15 protein-coding genes and 2 pseudogenes are annotated in these 16,407 nt (G+C 71.3%); 12 read left to right on the plus strand and 5 right to left on the minus strand.

Annotated elements, in window-relative coordinates:
* Positions 1 to 139: 139 nt before the first annotated feature.
* The 3 genes from ACH4RG_RS19355 to ACH4RG_RS19365 all read right to left on the minus strand — a co-directional run bounded on the left by ACH4RG_RS19355 (position 140) and on the right by ACH4RG_RS19365 (position 5,388).
* Positions 140 to 2,578: a tyrosine-type recombinase/integrase gene (locus tag ACH4RG_RS19355; RefSeq protein WP_397917593.1), complete on the minus strand. Its 2,439-nt coding sequence runs from the start codon at positions 2,576 to 2,578 to the stop codon at positions 140 to 142.
* Positions 2,571 to 3,626: a tyrosine-type recombinase/integrase gene (locus ACH4RG_RS19360; protein ID WP_398539878.1), complete on the minus strand. Its 1,056-nt coding sequence runs from the start codon at positions 3,624 to 3,626 to the stop codon at positions 2,571 to 2,573. The genes ACH4RG_RS19355 and ACH4RG_RS19360 overlap by 8 nt, the downstream gene beginning before the upstream one ends.
* 199 nt (positions 3,627 to 3,825) lie before the next feature.
* The gene (locus ACH4RG_RS19365) at positions 3,826 to 5,388 is read right to left on the minus strand and encodes a hypothetical protein (protein WP_398539879.1); all 1,563 of its coding nucleotides are present in this window, start codon (positions 5,386 to 5,388) and stop codon (positions 3,826 to 3,828) included.
* Between the two features lie 120 nt (positions 5,389 to 5,508).
* Here ACH4RG_RS19365 and ACH4RG_RS19370 point away from each other — a divergent pair, with 120 nt between their 5' ends.
* Both ACH4RG_RS19370 and ACH4RG_RS19375 read left to right on the plus strand, forming a co-directional pair.
* Positions 5,509 to 5,715, plus strand: coding sequence for a hypothetical protein (locus ACH4RG_RS19370; protein ID WP_398162732.1), 207 nt, complete (start codon positions 5,509 to 5,511; stop codon positions 5,713 to 5,715).
* A gap of 215 nt (positions 5,716 to 5,930) precedes the next feature.
* Positions 5,931 to 6,170: pseudogene (locus tag ACH4RG_RS19375) on the plus strand (transporter); the annotation flags it as partial.
* On the opposite strand, the gene ACH4RG_RS19380 reads toward ACH4RG_RS19375, so the two are convergent.
* Positions 6,155 to 6,499: a DUF317 domain-containing protein gene (locus ACH4RG_RS19380; protein WP_397927172.1), complete on the minus strand. Its 345-nt coding sequence runs from the start codon at positions 6,497 to 6,499 to the stop codon at positions 6,155 to 6,157. The pseudogene ACH4RG_RS19375 and the gene ACH4RG_RS19380 sit on opposite strands and share 16 nt — an antisense overlap.
* Here ACH4RG_RS19380 and ACH4RG_RS19385 point away from each other — a divergent pair.
* The 10 genes and pseudogenes from ACH4RG_RS19385 to ACH4RG_RS19430 form a co-directional block, all read left to right on the plus strand.
* A pseudogene (locus tag ACH4RG_RS19385) lies at positions 6,474 to 6,605 on the plus strand (IS5/IS1182 family transposase); the annotation flags it as partial. The gene ACH4RG_RS19380 and the pseudogene ACH4RG_RS19385 sit on opposite strands and share 26 nt — an antisense overlap.
* A 260-nt stretch (positions 6,606 to 6,865) precedes the next feature.
* Positions 6,866 to 7,069 carry a hypothetical protein gene (locus ACH4RG_RS19390; RefSeq protein ID WP_032791397.1) on the plus strand — a complete coding sequence of 68 codons (204 nt, stop codon included), beginning with the start codon at positions 6,866 to 6,868 and terminating at the stop codon, positions 7,067 to 7,069.
* A 271-nt stretch (positions 7,070 to 7,340) separates the two neighbouring features.
* Positions 7,341 to 7,514, plus strand: coding sequence for a hypothetical protein (locus ACH4RG_RS19395; protein WP_397927173.1), 174 nt, complete (start codon positions 7,341 to 7,343; stop codon positions 7,512 to 7,514).
* Positions 7,515 to 7,582: 68 nt separating this feature from the next.
* Positions 7,583 to 7,777 carry a hypothetical protein gene (locus ACH4RG_RS19400; RefSeq protein ID WP_397917597.1) on the plus strand — a complete coding sequence of 65 codons (195 nt, stop codon included), beginning with the start codon at positions 7,583 to 7,585 and terminating at the stop codon, positions 7,775 to 7,777.
* Between the two features lie 60 nt (positions 7,778 to 7,837).
* Positions 7,838 to 8,041, plus strand: a complete 204-nt coding sequence (locus ACH4RG_RS19405) for a hypothetical protein (RefSeq protein ID WP_397917598.1) — start codon at positions 7,838 to 7,840, stop codon at positions 8,039 to 8,041.
* Positions 8,042 to 8,583: 542 nt separating this feature from the next.
* Positions 8,584 to 10,434, plus strand: a complete 1,851-nt coding sequence (locus ACH4RG_RS19410) for an alpha/beta fold hydrolase (RefSeq protein WP_397927432.1) — start codon at positions 8,584 to 8,586, stop codon at positions 10,432 to 10,434.
* On the plus strand, positions 10,431 to 11,039 hold the full coding sequence (locus ACH4RG_RS19415) for a hypothetical protein (protein ID WP_397917599.1): 609 nt from the start codon (positions 10,431 to 10,433) through the stop codon (positions 11,037 to 11,039). Before ACH4RG_RS19410 ends, ACH4RG_RS19415 begins: the two co-directional genes overlap by 4 nt.
* Positions 11,036 to 11,848, plus strand: coding sequence for a class I SAM-dependent methyltransferase (locus ACH4RG_RS19420; RefSeq protein WP_397927175.1), 813 nt, complete (start codon positions 11,036 to 11,038; stop codon positions 11,846 to 11,848). Before ACH4RG_RS19415 ends, ACH4RG_RS19420 begins: the two co-directional genes overlap by 4 nt.
* Entirely contained in the window at positions 11,845 to 13,746 is a 1,902-nt protein-coding gene (locus ACH4RG_RS19425) for an ABC transporter ATP-binding protein (RefSeq protein WP_397927176.1), read from the plus strand. The genes ACH4RG_RS19420 and ACH4RG_RS19425 overlap by 4 nt, the downstream gene beginning before the upstream one ends.
* Positions 13,743 to 15,212: a phytoene desaturase family protein gene (locus ACH4RG_RS19430; RefSeq protein ID WP_398539880.1), complete on the plus strand. Its 1,470-nt coding sequence runs from the start codon at positions 13,743 to 13,745 to the stop codon at positions 15,210 to 15,212. The genes ACH4RG_RS19425 and ACH4RG_RS19430 overlap by 4 nt, the downstream gene beginning before the upstream one ends.
* Positions 15,213 to 15,267: 55 nt before the next feature.
* On the opposite strand, the gene ACH4RG_RS19435 is transcribed toward ACH4RG_RS19430, so the two are convergent.
* On the minus strand, positions 15,268 to 16,281 hold the full coding sequence (locus tag ACH4RG_RS19435; RefSeq protein WP_398539881.1) for a LuxR family transcriptional regulator: 1,014 nt from the start codon (positions 16,279 to 16,281) through the stop codon (positions 15,268 to 15,270).
* Positions 16,282 to 16,407 lie beyond the last annotated feature (126 nt).

A 16,407-nucleotide genomic window follows, 5' to 3' on the forward strand; every position in this document is an offset into this window, starting at 1 on the left:
CTAGCCCTCGACACCCTGCGGCTGGAGGGCTTCGTACCACTCCAGGGCGAGCATCCGGTCGTCCGTGGCCGGGGCTGCCTGGACCCGGGGGGCCGACGTCCCGGAGAACGGATGAGGCAATCGTTCCGCTGGTGGGCGCTTAGGTTGGGCGGCGGACCGAGGGAATGCCCAGTGAGACGTGGCTCGTGCGGAGGGCAAATCGGGTGGCGTCGGCGTGCTTTTGGCGTAGTAGTTGGAGGGTGAGATCGATACCGTCGATCTCACCCTTCCACCCCTCCGTCTCAGCGCGTTCCCGCCGGGCAAGGAGGTCGCGCTCAATCTCTTCCAGCCGCGTGATCATTTCCGGGTTCACCTGTAGTACGGGGCATCGGATGCAGGCGTGCTCGTGGTTGCACGGACTACCATAGGGGCGCCCGCACAGGCCGAGCTCGACCTTTCTGGTGTCGAAGTGTCCCTCGAAGGCGTGCCATTCGTCGGCCGTCGGGTCGCGGTACTCAGATTCGGGGCGGGTTTGGCGCCGATTGGCGAGGAACTGCTGGTAGTGCTGCACGACGTCTTCTTCGAAGACCGCCACGTAGCCGCGTGTGGTCTGGATATTCAGGTGTCCGAGCAGCGCGGCGCCAATGTGGATGGGCACTCCGCTGTTGACAAGGTCGGTGGCGAACAGTCTTCGGAAGTCGTGGGCTGTGAAGTGAACCCCGTGAAATCGGTGGTCTACCGCTTCGAGTCTCTTGCACGCAGTCTTGAGGAGTCTGTTCACGACTGGTGCACTGATGCAGCCGCTGGCGTGGTTCATCGAGCGCTGGAACAGGAACGGCAGTGCCTCGCTCATGATCTTCTCGTGGCCGTCCCAACGGCGCAGAACACGCACGGGTCTGCCATTTGCCGTCAGCCGCCGGAGGATTTCGGCGATCGCGTGGAAGAGTTCGGCGGACATCGGGATGACGCGCTCCCGGTCGTTCTTCGAGGGAGCGATCACCAGCAGCCCGATCAGCTCGCCGTTCGGCCGCTGATACTGGCGAATGCTCAGGTGGGTGAGTTCCATGAGCTCCTCGACCCTGATCCCGGTGAGGCGTAGGACATGAACGATGGCCCACGTCCAGAACGCCTCGTCCTCACGCACGACGGCGTTGACCGCCTCGCTGGTCTCAATGTCCCGGCAGCGAAGCGGTGCCTCTCCGTCCCAGAGCGTGTACTGCTGGTCGTGACGGGTCAAGGGCCGGAGGTATCGGCGCCCGTCGCACGTGAACTCGTCACCCGGCTCCACGTCTTTCACTCTCGACAGCAGCGTTCGGGCGGAAGCCAGTTCCGTGTCGACGTGCTCAACGAGGACGGATAGGAGAGGCTGGAGCGTTCGAACCCGGGCGTGTACCAGCTCGGTGCGTTTCCTGGCCCGCGCACTGTAGCCGCGGGTCAGGGTATGCGGGACCGGGTTCGGAGCGGCCCACACTCCCCAGCGTTCCGGCTCGGCCATGGCCCATGCGGACAGATCCAGGTAGAACGCCTTGACCGAGAGGATGAGGTTGTCGAGGTCGCGGCGTGGAGTCCCATCTGCCTTGACTGCAGTCCGCCGTACCCACTCCTGGAACGTCTCGGCACTGAGACGTAGGTCAGGTTGGGCGGGGTTGATCATTTCGATCTGCTTCCAGAAGGTGCCGGCCAGACGCCGCGCCAGACTTCTGGCTGAGGAGAAGTCCATGCCGTCGGCGACTCGGACGTGCATGTAGTCGACCAGGAGCTGCTCGACTGCCTTGTTGCCGAGGCCCTGTCGGCGTACCACCTCGCCCACGTCGCGGTTGTGGCCGTTCATCGCGCGGACCACTGAGTTCGGTGTCAAGGCGGAAAAGTGTCCGACAGCGCACAACACCTCCCACAAGACCCTGCCCCCGTAGAGGCCACCCTCATACTCGTTCGGGCTGACGCGCCGCCATTCCCAGGCGTAGTGCAGCAGGGCCTCCGGCGTGAGATCGGCTGCCGGAATCTGCTGGCTGACCAGCACCGACGCCAAATCCTCGTAAGCACGTTGACGTGTTCTCCCGCTGTATCCCGTCTCAGCGATGCCGCGGCAGAGCAGATCCAGGAGAGGGTCCTGCTGGCAGCGGAAGAAGACCTGCGCAAAGTTCGGCAGCATGGTCCTCCGGAGTGCGGCCAGCGATGGCCGGACCGCGCGGAAAGCGATCAGAAACGTCAGCCCCTGCATGAGGCTTCCGCCCCCCGGCTGGGCCTGCGCATGGTCGGAGATGGTGCTCGCGGTCGCCTCGTCGTCCAGGCCGGTGGCGAGCCAGCGCTCGTGCCACGTCTCGCCCGGGAACCTGGAGAGAAACTCTCCGATCCGCCTCGTGGAGTTCCGCATCTTCGAGCGGTTGCCCGAGGATTCTTCGCACGCGTACTCGCCCACCGTCTCAAGCAGCACCTCGATGGACGCGCGGCTCAGGTCACCCAGTGGGCTCGGCAGGTTCGGCTCGGCGGGACGCCCCTCGACCGAGCCGGCGTTCCGCGTGAACTTGCCTCCCGCCTCTCCCTCGGGCAGAGGAGTACGCCGTGTGCGGCTGGTCGTCGCGGACAGGGACCTAGTCACCGAACACCGCCTTCACGTCGCGAGGGTCGTAGCCGGCGGGCAGCGACGAGGCGACCCGGGGCCTGGAATAGAAGGACTGCAAGCGGTCGAACATCTCCTCCACGCGTGGCACGGTGTACTGCGTCGTCGTCCTGATGTCGCGGTGCCCGAGGATCGTCTGCACGTCGGTCAAGGTCAGCGCTGGGTCTCCGGCCATCCGCACTGCTGCGGTATGCCGAAGGTCGTGCAACGTCCAGTTGGTGCCCTGCCTTGTGCCTGCGCGCTGCAAGACGCGGCGCATCGCCGCATATGTCAGAGGCCGATCCGTGCCGCGACGCGCTCGCCATACGATCTCGTCGGGCCCGATCAGCCCGCGTTGCGCCGCGTAGCGCGCCAGCAACAGCATCGCCTCCGGCGAAAGGGGCACTGTCCGCATCTCGCCGCCTTTCGAGAGGATGCGGATGCGCTGCCCCGCCCAGTCGACGCATGACTCTCGCAAGCCGAGCAATTCGGTGGCGCGGGCACCAGAACTGACATAGCAGGCCAGCAGGGCCCTGTCGCGATCACAGCCCATGGCGTTGAAGAGCTCGTCCCACTGCCTGTCCGGGATTGAGCGAGGCGCCTTCTTGGGAGCCTTCTGGCGCAAGCGGGAACGCCGGACGATGACCTGGGAGTCGTCCGGGGAGCGATGGCGATTGACTGTCGCCTGGCGGTGCGATTCCGGAACCGGGTTGATCACCGGACCGACCCCGAAGTGCGCGTGATACTCGTAGAACCCCCGCGTCGCGGCAAGCGTGAGGTTGATCGTCGATGGGCTGTAGCCAGCCGGTAGTACGCGCTTGCCCGTTCGCATGTTGACCGAGCCGGCCGGAGTGGATCCCGGGCTCCGTCGAACGCGCTGCGGATTGCGGGCCGCGCGGAGCCAGCCCACCAGTACCGCGACGTCGTTCTCGCTTGCCAGCGTCCAGGGCACTTCCAAGGCCCAGAGGATCCTGAACCAGGTCAGGAGCGCGTAGCAGTACGCGCGGGCGGTCCGAGGGCTCACATCTCCGAGGACAAGGTCGCGCATCCACCTCTCGATGGCAGCGATGGATGCGCCGTCCTGGTCAGCGAGAGCGTAGGGCACGTCGCGCTGGCCAGTCCCTATGACGGCCCCAACGCGAGGCGGGTCGCTGCGGCCCGCCATCAACAGAGTTCGGACTGTTTCTGTCACTTGAGAGTTCCTCCCGGTGGTTGCTTACACCACCGGGAGCCGCTTCAGTACGGGTTCACCGAATGGTGCAGTCAACACACCACACCTCCGCCATGCGGATCAGGCGGGGTCCGCGGTTGGAGGTGTCGGTTACGAGGGCTCTCTGGAGGAGATGGTGTGCCCATTGCCGACGCCACCGTTGTTGCGCGGCGAGGGAGAGGTTGGTGAGGTCTTCGGCGTGGGTGAGGTGGGTATGGGCTGCGTGCCAGAACGATGCCGGGGGGCACAGGTACCAGCGTTCCGCGCGGCCGTGTTGTTCGAGGTAGTCCGCCAGCCGGAACACTGTGCCCCCACCCGTTGGCGCCGTCACTTCGTCGGGTACTGGCCCGCCCGGAGGGCGCCGTGTGGGTCGAGTGGTGGTGCGGGTGAGGGGTGCTTGTTTGCCGTAGACGGGTTCGGCGAGCGCGGCGAAGGCGACTTCGGCCCAGTCGGGGCTGCGGTAGTCGTAGTCGTGGTCGGTGAAGTAGTCGTCGGCTGCGGCGATGAGGAAGGCTTGGGGGAGGTGCAGGTCGACTCCGAGCCGGCGCGCGTCCATAGCCGCCTCCAACAGAGCTCGTGCTGAGGGCGTGCCTTGCTGATACCGCCGCAGGAGCTCTGGACCACCGGCGAGATCCTGCGCGAGCCGGCCGTGCCCTTCCACGCGGCCGAGCGCGTCCCTCAGCAGCTCGTCACCTTCGGCGGCGAAGTCCCGTGCGGCATCGAGGGCCGCCTTGTCGAACGCTTCCGGGACGATCAGGGTCCGCCCGCTCAGCAATTCCCGGAGCCGGCTGTGGGAGTCCGGCGCACCGGGCGGCGGCAGGGCAGTGTACTTCTCGACGTATTCCGGCCACAGCGTCCCCAACACCACCACAGGCGCCCGCTTCGTGTCGGTCAGCAACGAGTGCAGGGCGGCGGCGACACGCTCGCCGGTGTTGGGGTCGCCGAGGTAGTGCTGAGCCTCGTTCAACCACACCACTGTCCGCGCCCTGACCTTCTCCAGATCCGCCAGCGCGGCGTCGGCACGGGTCGGTTCGAAGGGATGCCACAGCCGCCACCCCGCCCCGGCCAGCGGCTGTACCGCCTCCCAACACGCCCGCGTCTTCCCCGTCGACGATGACCCGACCAACATCACCATCCCACTACGCCCGGCCACCGCAGCGCGCACCACCTCGCCGAGCATCTCGTCGTGCCCGCGCCGCACATACCCCGACAGCGCACGCACCGCCCGTACTCCGGCCCCGGGCTCGGTGCCGGCGGGATGCACTTCAAGGTCATGAGGATCCCACTCCTCGACCGGCCTTCCCGGCCCGCCACACACGATCGGACCGTCACCACTTTCGCCAGCAGCACGGCGCCGCAGCGCCAGCAGCAGGTTTCGCTTCTCGTCCGGGAGCTTGAGAGCGCGCGCCAGCGCCGCCACGGTGACCGCCGACGGCACCGGCCGACCCACCTGGTATGCCTCGGAGACCGTGGTACGCCCCAAACTCGCCCGGATCGCGAGCTGAGATTTGGTCAGACGGGCATTGGCCAGCGCATCGGCCAGCAGTTCCCGCAGTTCCGCAAGCGCCTCCTCCCGGCCGTCGGCGATGTCGCCCGCCATGCTCCCGCCCCCTCAGTGTTCGTCGGTGTTCATCATTGTCCGGCCGCGCCCCGACGAACATCGATTTCGAGACTTTGGGTCCGCGGCAGCACTGGCTGCTCGCGACCGAAGGAGAACACCGTGCCCACACTCGCCCTCATCCTGCTCGTTACCGCCTTGGTGGTCGTCGTCGCGATCTTGGCCGCCGCCGTAGCGGGGAAGCTGGCGCGTCTCGACGGCGCCACCTATCCCGCCGCTCTCACCCGCGCTGGGATCGCTTTCGCGGCCACACTCACCCTCGCCACCGCGTTCACCGCGGCTCTCACCGCAGTAACCCCGGGGGTGTAGATCGTGCGGCTCGCCCAAGATCTTCGTAGGCGTTGATCGACGCAGCTTGGCGTGGGCCGCTGCGTGACCGAGCGAGCACTCTTTTGGCTGTCGCGTGGGAACGGCAGCGGAGGTCCTCAACTCTACGTCCCGGTCCTGGGGCCACTTTGACCGCACAATCGGAATGGGGCCACCTGGGGACCAGTTGGGGACCGGTCGAGGTCCGGCGTCCTTGCAAGCAGTACCGGGCGTACCAGCGGCTGCGGAACTTCGCCTCTCCGCGCCCGCCGCAGAGGACCAAACTGCTGGTCCACCTGAAGGACGACCCGGGGGACGTCGGCCTGGTTCCGGGTTCTACCCGGGACGCGTCCGGTCTCGGTCACCACGGAACGGGCGACCTGGAGGTCCAGCTCCGTACGCCGAGGAACGTGGAGCGGGCGCAGGATCTGTTCCGGGCGAGCTACGCGGCGGTGTGATCGCCCGCTGGAGGCAAGGCCGTTGCTGCTTCGAGGCTGGCCGCGACCACCGGCACGGTGGGTGGGTCCGTGACGAGGCTCGTCCTGCGTCCGGTGCCTGCGGCCTTGGGGCGGCGGAGTCCGGTGTCGTGGGCGAGGGTCTCGGAGAGGTCGGACAGCAGCGAACTCGGGCTGTGCGGGGAGGCGGTGAGGGTCCAGGTGGGCCGGTCCGGGCCGGGGCCGGCCCAGATGGTCCAGGTGCCCTGGGTCTGGCTCAGCCGCGAGGCGGCGAAGGCAACGAGAAGGACGCCCGCGTCCCCCAGGATCCGCTGCCTCGGCGAGCAGGCCATGGCCACCCTCAAAGGCTGGCGGCTCCTGCGGAAGCTCCGCTGCAGCACCAACCGCATCACCGACCTGGTGAAGGCAGTCCTCGCGCTTCACCACGCATCACCGTGAGGTGGGAAAAGGCTCACGCGTTCCTGGACGGATTAACGGAAGCGGTACGCGCTGCATACCTCCGTGCCCGAACCCGCAGGATGTTGCTCGGGAGTCCGCATCCTCATGCCAGCGGAGTGGTCTTCCCTTTCCGCCGGGCTCTCGGCATCGTGTGGAGCGCATCACGGAACGTCCATTCACGCGGGGATCCGGGTCCCGGGTGCGCTTGCGTGCGCCTGGATGAGGGCGCCCCGGTGACGGCCCACTCATGAAGGAGAAACATGCCCGAATTCAGACAGCCCGGTTGGACCAGGGGCATCGCCCCGCTCGACGAGAGCGCCGGTGGGCAGGTGTTCGGGGGCGCGACCCCGGTCGCCGCGACCCCGGTCGTCGTGGCCGGCGCGGGCGCCGTGGTGATCGCCTTCGCGGCCGGCGTAGCCGCCCGCACGTTGGCCAATGGTGGCAACATCGAGCTCCCGATGTAGGCGGTGGCACCCCGCCACCCGACTCGGCCGGGGAAGACGCCCGGCGCGCGGCCCGGACACACTCCGCTCCAACCGGGGCGGCCCGTCCCGACCCCTCCCGTCGGAACTGTGTCCCGTCAGGGGCCGCCGGCGTCGGTTGCCGTACCCATGACGGCTCCACGACGCGAAGGCCGTCCGAGGGCACTCGGCGCCCCGACCTGTGGGTCCGTCCCGTCTGCGCCGCCCGCCCATGACGTCACCCCACCGGCCGCCCACCAGCGAGGAGAAGTCCTTGAGTACCGCTTCGATACCGGCCGTTCTGTCCGAGACCGGTGCCCTGTCCGAGTCCGACCCCGGCCGCGCGCCAATGGACACCGTTCCGGTCGCCTCCGTCACGTTCACCATGTCGGCCTGCGTCGGCATCTCGGTCTGCCTCACCGGAAGCACCATACAGCTCCCGCAGTAGGCCCGACGGGCCGCCCGCTGCGGGTGGCACCTCACCCGTACCCACCACCTCACCAGTAGGAGAGTCTCATGAGTAAGTCCTCTACCCCGGCCGCCCTGACCGCGACCGGTGCCCTGACCGAGTCCGACCCCGGCGTGACTCCGCCGGGCCTCGCGCCGGTCGCCGCAACCCCGGTGGCCATCGTGGCCAGCCTGGGAGCCGCGTTCGTCGCCGGTTACGCGGCCGGCCGCGCGGCCGGGAGTGACATCGAACTTCCGATGTAGTCGTGTTTCCGCCAGCACCGGACCGTCCCGTTCCATCACTCCAGTGAGGAGAACAATTCTGTGAGCACGTCCCCGATACCGGCCGCCCTGCGCGGCGCCGGCGGTCTGTCCGAGTCCGCCCCCGGCCAGGCACTGTCGACCTTCGCACCGGTCGCCGCGACCCCCGGGATCGTGGCCGGCGCGGCCATCGGCGTCGCCCTGGTGAACGCCTTCGTCGCCGGTTACAACTACACCGGCAACGGCAACGTCGAGCTCCCCATGTGAGCCCGATACGCCGTGCCCGTCCCCGGCGGGGGCGCCCCGTGAACGCGGCGACGCCCCAGGGGGCGGTGAGCCGCCTCCGCGGCACGCGCGCCGAGCGGTAGGTCCGTCGCCCCCCGGCCCCGGCACGGGAGCCGCGGCCGCCGTGCCGGGGCCGGCCGGAAGCGACGGTGCGTGGGTGACGTGGGGACGAACGCCTCCAGGGCGGTCGCCCGCCCATGCCACCACCACGCCCGGACGCACGGTCCGGCCCCGGCACTGGCCCGGCCCTGAAGGAACCCGTCCCGCACGAACCCGGTACGCCCCCGGACAGCACCCTGCCCGGCCCACCCGGCCCGTGGGCCCCCGTACCGGCCCGGGAACCGCCCGACACGCCCTCCGCCTCGTCACCCCGCCGCCCTCCCGCCTCGTTCGTCCCCAGCACGGAAGGCCCGTCCATGCCCTCACGCCCCACCCGACCGAGTGGACCCCGCAGACAGCGGCCGACGCTGCGCGGGGTCCTGTCCGCCCTGCAAGGCCCCGCCCCCCTCTCCCGCGAGCAAGCCATGGGCGCCTCCGAGCGGCTGGCGGCGGCGACGTCCCTGCTGTCCAGCATCGAGCACCTCGTGCGCCGCCGGGAGCACCGGTCGAGCCGGCTGAACGAATGGGCCATCTCCCGCGACGCGTACGCCCGTTACGGCAGGCCCTTCCGCAAGCTGCTGGACCTGGCCTCCGACGAGCGGACCAACCGGGCGCTGCACGCCGGGCGGGTGGCCGCGAGCGCGGCCCTCATGCTGCCCGGCAACGGCCGGTGGCGCGGGGCCGCCACCCTCTACCTCGGCGTCAGCGGGGCGTTGCTCTACCCGGCCGAGCGCTACGGCACCGACGGCTCCGACCAGGCGTCCACCATGGTGCAGACCATGACCGGGCTGGCGAGACTCGCCCCCTCGTCCCGCACCCAGGACGCCCTGATCTGGTACGTGGCGCTCCAGGGGAACCTGTCCTACCTGATCTCCGGCTGGGTCAAGCTGCTGGGTCCCGACTGGCGGTCGGGGGCCGCTCTGGCGGGGGTGATGCGGACCAGGACGTACGGGCACGAGGGGATCTGGAAGCTGACCCATCGCTACCCGCGCTCGAGCCGCGCCGCCGTCTACGGTGTGCTGGCCCTGGAGTGCCTGTTCCCGGTGGTCTATCTGAAGGGCGGCCGGCTGACCCGCCCGGTGCTGGGCGGCGCCGTCCTCTTCCACATGGCCAACGGCTACGTCATGGGCCTCGGCAGGTTCCTCCCGGCCTTCGCCGCGATGCACCCGATGGTCGCCTACACCAGCACGCCGCGCAGCCACCCCGCGGTGGCGGGCCGCGACGACACCATGCCGGCCACGGTGGCCCTGCTGGCGGCGGGCGGCGCGGCCGTACTGGGGGCGGTCGCGGTGGCCCGGCGGCTGCGCGTCACCGACACCCCGCACGGCGGCTCCGTCGTCACCACGCGGCACGGCAACGAACTGAGCGTGCAGAGCACCCTCACCGGCCGGAGTGCGAACCCGGTGGTGGTCTTCGTCCACGGACTGGGCGCCTGCCCCGCGTACTTCGCCTGGATCGTCCGCGCCCTCCGCGGCGGGGACCGGCAGTGGCTGATGTACAGCAGGGCCGGTTACGGCCCCAGCCGGCGCCGCGCGGACGGAGAGTACACGCTGGAGGAGTCGGTCGACGACCTGGTGGACCTGATCAACGCGGCGGTCCCCGAGGGGCGCCAGGTGGTGCTGATGGGCCACTCCCTGGGCGGCGAGATCTCCCGCCGCGCGGCGGTCAGGCTGGGCTCCCGGGTGAACTCCGTCGTCTACGTGGACAGTTCGCACCCCGGCCAGCTCACCCGGTCGGCGCAGCAGGGCGCGACCGCGCCGCGGATCGGGGAGGGCCTGCGCACCATGGCCATCAGCCTGCGGCTGGGGTTCGGGGCGCTGATGCGGGCGCCCGAGCCGGTCGCCGACCTGCCCGAAGAGGTGCGGGACAAGGTCAGGATGGAATTCGCGGACTCCCGCGTGTGGACCGCCGCGGGGCGCGAATGGAAGGCCGTCGAGCAGGACTTCCCCTCCTTCACCGGGCCACTCGCCGCCCTGGACACCCACGCCCTGGTGCTCTCCGCCCAGCAGACCGTGGACCGCGATCCCGACCACCTGCTGATGCACAAGGACCTCGCCGATGCCCACAGCGGGGACCGGACCGTCCGAAGCGTCGTCATCGAGGGCGCCGACCACGACGGCATCCTCACGGACCCCCAGTACGCCGCCGAGACGCTCCGCCACCTGCTGGCCTTCCTGGCCGACACCGCCGGGCGGAAACCGGGGGCCCGGCCCGGATTCCTGACCGGGACGGAGCCGGCCGGCCGGACCGCCGCGCCTGAGGAGGAGAACCGATGAGCAGCCCCCGTCTCCCGCGCGCCACGGGCTCGCTGTTGACCCGCGCCTTCGGCGGCACAGACGGCAAGGTCCGCCTCGCGGCCGGCGTCATCTTCCTCGGCGCCATCTGCTGCCAGCACCCGCACCCGTCCTTCGACCGGGTCCAGCGGCTCGACCCGCTCGCCAGCATCTTCCCCAACTGGCGCTTCTTCGCCCCGACTCCTGCCCAGCACGACTTCCAGTTCTACTACCGCACCCTCGACGAGGCGGGCGAGACCTCCGACTGGTCCGCGCTGGAGGTCATCCAGGGCCGCCGCGCCCGCCAGTTCGTCTGGTTCCCCGAACGGCGCAGCGAGAAGGCGGTGTACGACCTGGGCAGCGAGATCCTGCGCGTCCTCGACCGCGGGTTCGAGGTGGCCGTGACCCTGCCCTCCTTCCGTATCCTGCGCAACTTCTTCCGCGAGGAGATCGAGCGGTCCGGCACGCCGGACGTCAAGGGCTTCCAGTTCGCCCTGGTCCAGGACTCGGGCTACGACGAGGCCGAGGAGCCCGAGATCATCTTCCTCTCCCCCTACACACCGATGCGCGAGACCGCCGCACCGGCGCGAGAAAGCGAGACCGTATGAGCACCGCCGCCCCCTCCTGGACCTCCGTGGCCACCGCCCCCGAGGTCCAGGACATCGGCTACGGAAGGGTGTTCGCCGACTTCTACGACCGCCTGCTGCCCCACGACGGCTCCGCCGAACGCACCGCCGGGGTCCTCGCCTCCTGGCACCCCGGCGGCGGCACCCTCGAACTCGGCGTGGGCACCGGACGCGTCGCCGTCCCGCTTGCCCGGCTCTCCGGCGAGGTCGTGGGTGTGGACTCCTCGCCGGAGATGCTCCGGCGGCTGTGCGAAACCGTCGACGCCACCGGCGCGCCGGTCACCCCGGTGCACGGCGACATCCGCACCTACGCCGACGACTCCCGGTACGGGTTGGTCTACTGCGTCTGCGCCACTCTCTCACTGATCTGCGACCCGGCGGAGCAGCGGACGGCCGTCGCTCGCGCGGCCCGGCACCTGGCACCCGGCGGCACCCTCGTCGTGGAGACCCACAACCCCGGCTTCGTGACCGCCCTGCACGAGGGGCGCGCCCGCACCTCCTTCTTCATCCCCTACGACGAACCGGGCACCGGCGTGCAGACCTACTCCACCCTGATCCCCGGCGGGCTCTGGCACGCCTCGCACCTGGTGCACGAGGGCGGCCGGGTAAGCATCGGCACCGAGATCACCCGGCTCACCACCGCCGAGGACGTCGACTCCTACGCCGCCGACGCCGGTCTCGTCCTGGTGTCCCGGCAGGGCGACTGGGCGGGCGGCCCGTTCCTGCCCGAGGGGAGCGGCGTCCACATCAGCCGCTACCGCCGCCCCGCCTCCGGTGAGGAGCGGTCATGACGGCCACCGCGGCGGCGGCCGGCGGCGCCGTGCGGAACCTGACGCGCGGGCAGTGGCGGCTGCTGCTCGGGGGCACGGCCCTCGGACTGCTGGGCGTGGTGTGCACCCTGGCGCAGCCGGTGCTGCTGGCCGACCTGATCAGGGCCGCCGGGGACCACCGCCCGGTGGTCGGGGTCGTCGTAGCGCTGGTCGTGCTGTTCCTGCTGGACGCCGCGCTCTCCGCCGCCCAGGGCTGTCTCATCGGCAGGGCGGGGGAGAACATCGTCCGCGACGCCCGGGTCCTGCTCTCGGGCAAGGTGCTCCGGGCCGACCGCGCGCACCTCGACACCTGGCGCCAGGGCGACCTGCACACCCGGCTGGTCGGCGACACCTCCCTGATGAAGATCGCGCTCACCCAGAGCCTCGCCCAGATCGTCCTCAACGGGCTGATCGTGGTCGGCGCCGTCGTGATGATGGCGTTCACCGATATCTGGCTGCTTCTGGTCGCCGTCGGATGCCTCGGGATCGCCGGGTCCGGGTCGGTGTGGCTGGCCCGCGCGCTGCGCCGGGCCGCCCTGGCCAACCGGGAGGACATCGGAGACTTTGGTGCCGACCTGCAGCGCGCGCTCGCCGCCCTGACGACGGTGAAGGCCGCCAACGCCGAGGGCCGCGAGCAGGACCGCCTGGCGGAGTCCGCCGACCGCGCCCGCGTCTCCGGCAACCGGGTCACCGTGCTGAACGCCATGTTCACACCCGCGCTGAATGTCGGTCTCCAGGCGTCGCTCGCCGCCGTGATGGGCCTCGGCATGGCCCGTGTGGTCGCCGGCTCCATCAGCCTGGCCGACTTCTCGGCCTTCACGATGTACCTGTTCTACCTGGTGTCGCCGCTGGTCCTGGTGTTCCTCTCGATCGGCACCTACCTCCAGGGCCGGGCGGCCGTCCAGCGCGTGGACGAACTCGACACCCTGCCGCAGGAGGACGAGCACCCGACCGGCACCGCGGACCCGGCCGACGGCCGGACCGCCGCCCTTGCCGGCGACTCGGCCAGCCGTCCGGCCCCGCAGGGCGGTCACCCCGCAGTGGAGTTCCGCGACGTCTTCTTCGGCTATGGCGACCGGCAGGTGCTGGAAGGTGTGTCGTTCACCGTCCCCGCCCAGGGGCTCACCGCCGTGGTGGGTGCCTCCGGCGCGGGCAAGACCACCGTCTTCCAGCTCATCGAGCGCTTCTACCGGCCCCGGGGCGGCGCGATCCTCCTCGACGGCAGGGACATCGCCCACCTCCCGTCCGCCGAGATCCGCGGCCGGGTCGGCTACGTCCAGCAGGACAACGCCGCGATGCGCGGAACCCTCCGCGAGAACATCGTGTACGCCGCGCCCGACGCCACCGAGGCGGAGATCGCCGAGGCCGTCGAACTCGCCGGCCTCACCGAGGTGGTGGCGGAGCTGCCGGACGGCCTCGAAACCCTCCTCGGCGACCAGGGCACCGGACTCTCCGGCGGCCAGCGGCAACGGCTCTGCGTGGCACGGGCGTTGCTCCAAAAGCCCGACGTGATGCTGCTCGACGAGGCCACCGCGCACCTGGACTCCGACGCCGAGGCGGCGCTGCGCGACAGCCTGCGCGGCATCTCCGGGCGGTGCGCCGTCGTCGCCATCGCCCACCGGATCTCCACGGTGGCCGAGGCCGACCGGATCGTGGTCCTGGACGAGGGCCGGGTGCGCGCCGTGGGCACGCACACCGAACTCCTCGGCAACGACGCCCTCTACCGGCGGCTGGCCGCCACCCAGTTCGCCGACGGCGCCCTCGGCGGACGCCCCGCACCGGACCCCGTACCGGGCGGGGCCCGGGGCGCGGTGCCGGGCTCCTCTCCGGTGCCCGAGCCGGTCCCGGCCGCCCTGCCGGACGCGGGAGCCGTCCGGTGAGCACAGTGGACGCGGCGGTCGTGGGCAGCGGGCCGAACGGGCTGGCCGCCGCGGTCACCCTGGCCCGCGCCGGCCTGCGGGTGGCCGTGTACGAGGCCGCCGACACGATCGGCGGGGGACTGCGTGGCGCCGCGCTGTTCGACTCCGAGGTGGTGCACGACATCTGCGCGGCCGTCCACCCCTTGGCGGTGGCCTCGCCGTTCTTCCGGGAGTTCGACCTCGCGGGACGGGGCGTGCGGATGCTGCGGTCCGACGTCAGCTACGCCCATCCGCTGGACGGCGACCGGGTGGCCCTCGCCCACCACGACCTGGACGCCACCTGCGCGGGCCTCGGCCCGGACGGGCCGCGCTGGCGGCGGCTGATGGAACCGCTGCTGACACACAGCGACGCCATGGTCGACCTGCTGCTGTCCGATCTGCGCAGCCGGCGCGGGCTGCGCGCCGCGCCCGCTGTACTGAGCCGGGTCCTGCTCCACGGGACCCGGCTCGGTTCCCGCACCTTCCGCGGCGAGGCGGCGCCCGCACTGCTCGCCGGGGCCGCCGCGCACGTCGTCGGCCCGCTGCCCTCACTGCCCGGCGCCGGGGTCGGGCTGCTGCTGGCCCAGTTGGCCCATGGCCCCGGCTGGCCGCTGCCGCGCGGCGGCAGCCCGAGCATCGCCGAGGCCATGGCCGACGACATCCGGGCGCACGGAGGGGAACTGCATACCGGACGGAAGATCACCGACCTGCGGGAACTGGCGGGGGCGCGGGCCGTTCTGCTGGACATCGCACCGACCGCGCTGCCCGGCCTCGCCGGGGGCGCCCTGCCGTCCGGCTACACCCGGTGGCTGTCCCGGTACCGGTACGGCCCGGCCGCGGGCAAGGCGGACTTCCTGGTCTCCGGACCGATCCCCTGGTCGGCCCCGGAGACCGGTCGCGCGGGCACCGTGCACCTGGGCGGCACGGCAGCCGAGGTCTTCCGCCAGGAGACCGCCAACGCCCGCGGGCGGGACGGGGGTTCACCGTTCGTGCTGGTCGTCGACCCGGCCGTGACCGACCCGGGGCGCGAGGTGTCCGGGCGCCGCCCGGTGTGGGCGTACGCCCATCTGCCGCACGGCAGCGAGTGCGACCCGCTGCCCGTGATCCGCGCGGCCATCGAGCGGTACGCGCCGGGCTTCACCGACTCCATCGTCGCCCAACGCGGGGTGTCCGGGCGGGACTACGCCGCCTACAACCCCAACTACGTAGGCGGCGACATCGCGACCGGGGCGATCGACCTGCGGCAGACCGTGTTCCGGCCCGTCCCCCGGTGGGACCCCTACCGGACCCCGCTGCCCGGCGTCTACCTCTGCTCGGCGGCCACCCCGCCCGGACCCGGGGTGCACGGCATGTGCGGCCTTCTCGCGGCCCGGTCAGCGCTGCGCCGCGAGTTCGGATGGCCGCTGCCCGTGCTCGGCCCGGTCGGCGCGGGAACCCCGGGCGCATGACGACCCGGGCCGGGCCGGTCGGCGCCACCCCGGCCCCGGGTCCGCGGGCCCGGGGTCACACCCAGCCGCGTTCGCGGGCCAGCAGCGCCGCCTGGGCCCTGCTGCACGCGCCCAGCAGGGCCAGCAGATCGGAGACATGGCGCCGGTAGGTGCGCAGCGACATGCCCGCCGCCCGCGCGCCCGACTCGTCCTTGGTGGCGGTGCACATGAGGAGCAGCACCGCGCGCTGGGTCCCGGTGGGGCTGTCGGTGCCCGGCTTCGACGCCGGACGGTCGGTGAGGTCCGTCGCCGCCGCCCACAACCTCTCGAAGAGGGAGACGAGACTGCTCACCGGGCCGCTCTCCTCGATGCACAGCACGCCCCGCTCGATGTCGTGCGCGTCGACGGGGACCAGCGCGGTGCGCCGGTCGTAGACCAGCACCAGTTCCGAGAGCCCCTCCGCGACCCTGACCTCCGCGCCGTGGGAGCGCAGCCGCCGGAGCTGGTCCGCGCCGGTCGGGGGCGTCGGAGCATCGCTCCCCACCAGGGTCCGCATCCGGACGCCGCGCCGCAGGCAGCGCAGGCCGAGTGAGAGAGTGTGGGCCGTGCCCAGCGGTACCAGGGCCCGGTCGGGCACCGCCGCCAGGATCTCGGCGTCGGCGTGGAAGGCCGCCCGGTCGATCCGGGCGAGGGCCTGCCCCAGGTCCTCCAGGCGGTCCAGGGCGATCGCGGAACCCGCGTAGACGCCCCCGCCGCCCGCGGAGGAGGGGGCGGGCACGTCCCGCCACAGGGAGCGCAGGATCGGCCGTGGGTCTGCGAGGCGGCGCAACGTCCGGTAGGCGGCGTCCAACTGCTCCTCCGCCAGCCGCGCCACCACGACCCCCGGGTCCGTGGCCCAGGTCCGCGCCTCGCTCCCGTGCAACAGCCCCCGGTCGCGCAGCCGCTCCGCGGCCCGGTGCACGCCCTCCCCGTCCATCGGCGCGGCGGTGCGCGCGTCACGGACGGCGGCGCCCGGATTCCGCAGGAAAAACCGGTACACCGCTTCTTCGGTGCTGCTCAGACCGAGTGGCGACATCGTATGGGTCCCCATGGCCCTTCCCTTGAACATGTCCGGCGGGACGACGGAGCCCAAGTCTGCCCGGGGAGACGCGACGTGAGGTCTCAGCGAAGTCTCACGCGCCGCTGGTACCAGGGAAGTTCCGGATGCGTGACCACT

The organism is Streptomyces sp. NPDC021019, assembly GCF_044333295.1.
Lineage (GTDB): Bacteria > Actinomycetota > Actinomycetes > Streptomycetales > Streptomycetaceae > Streptomyces.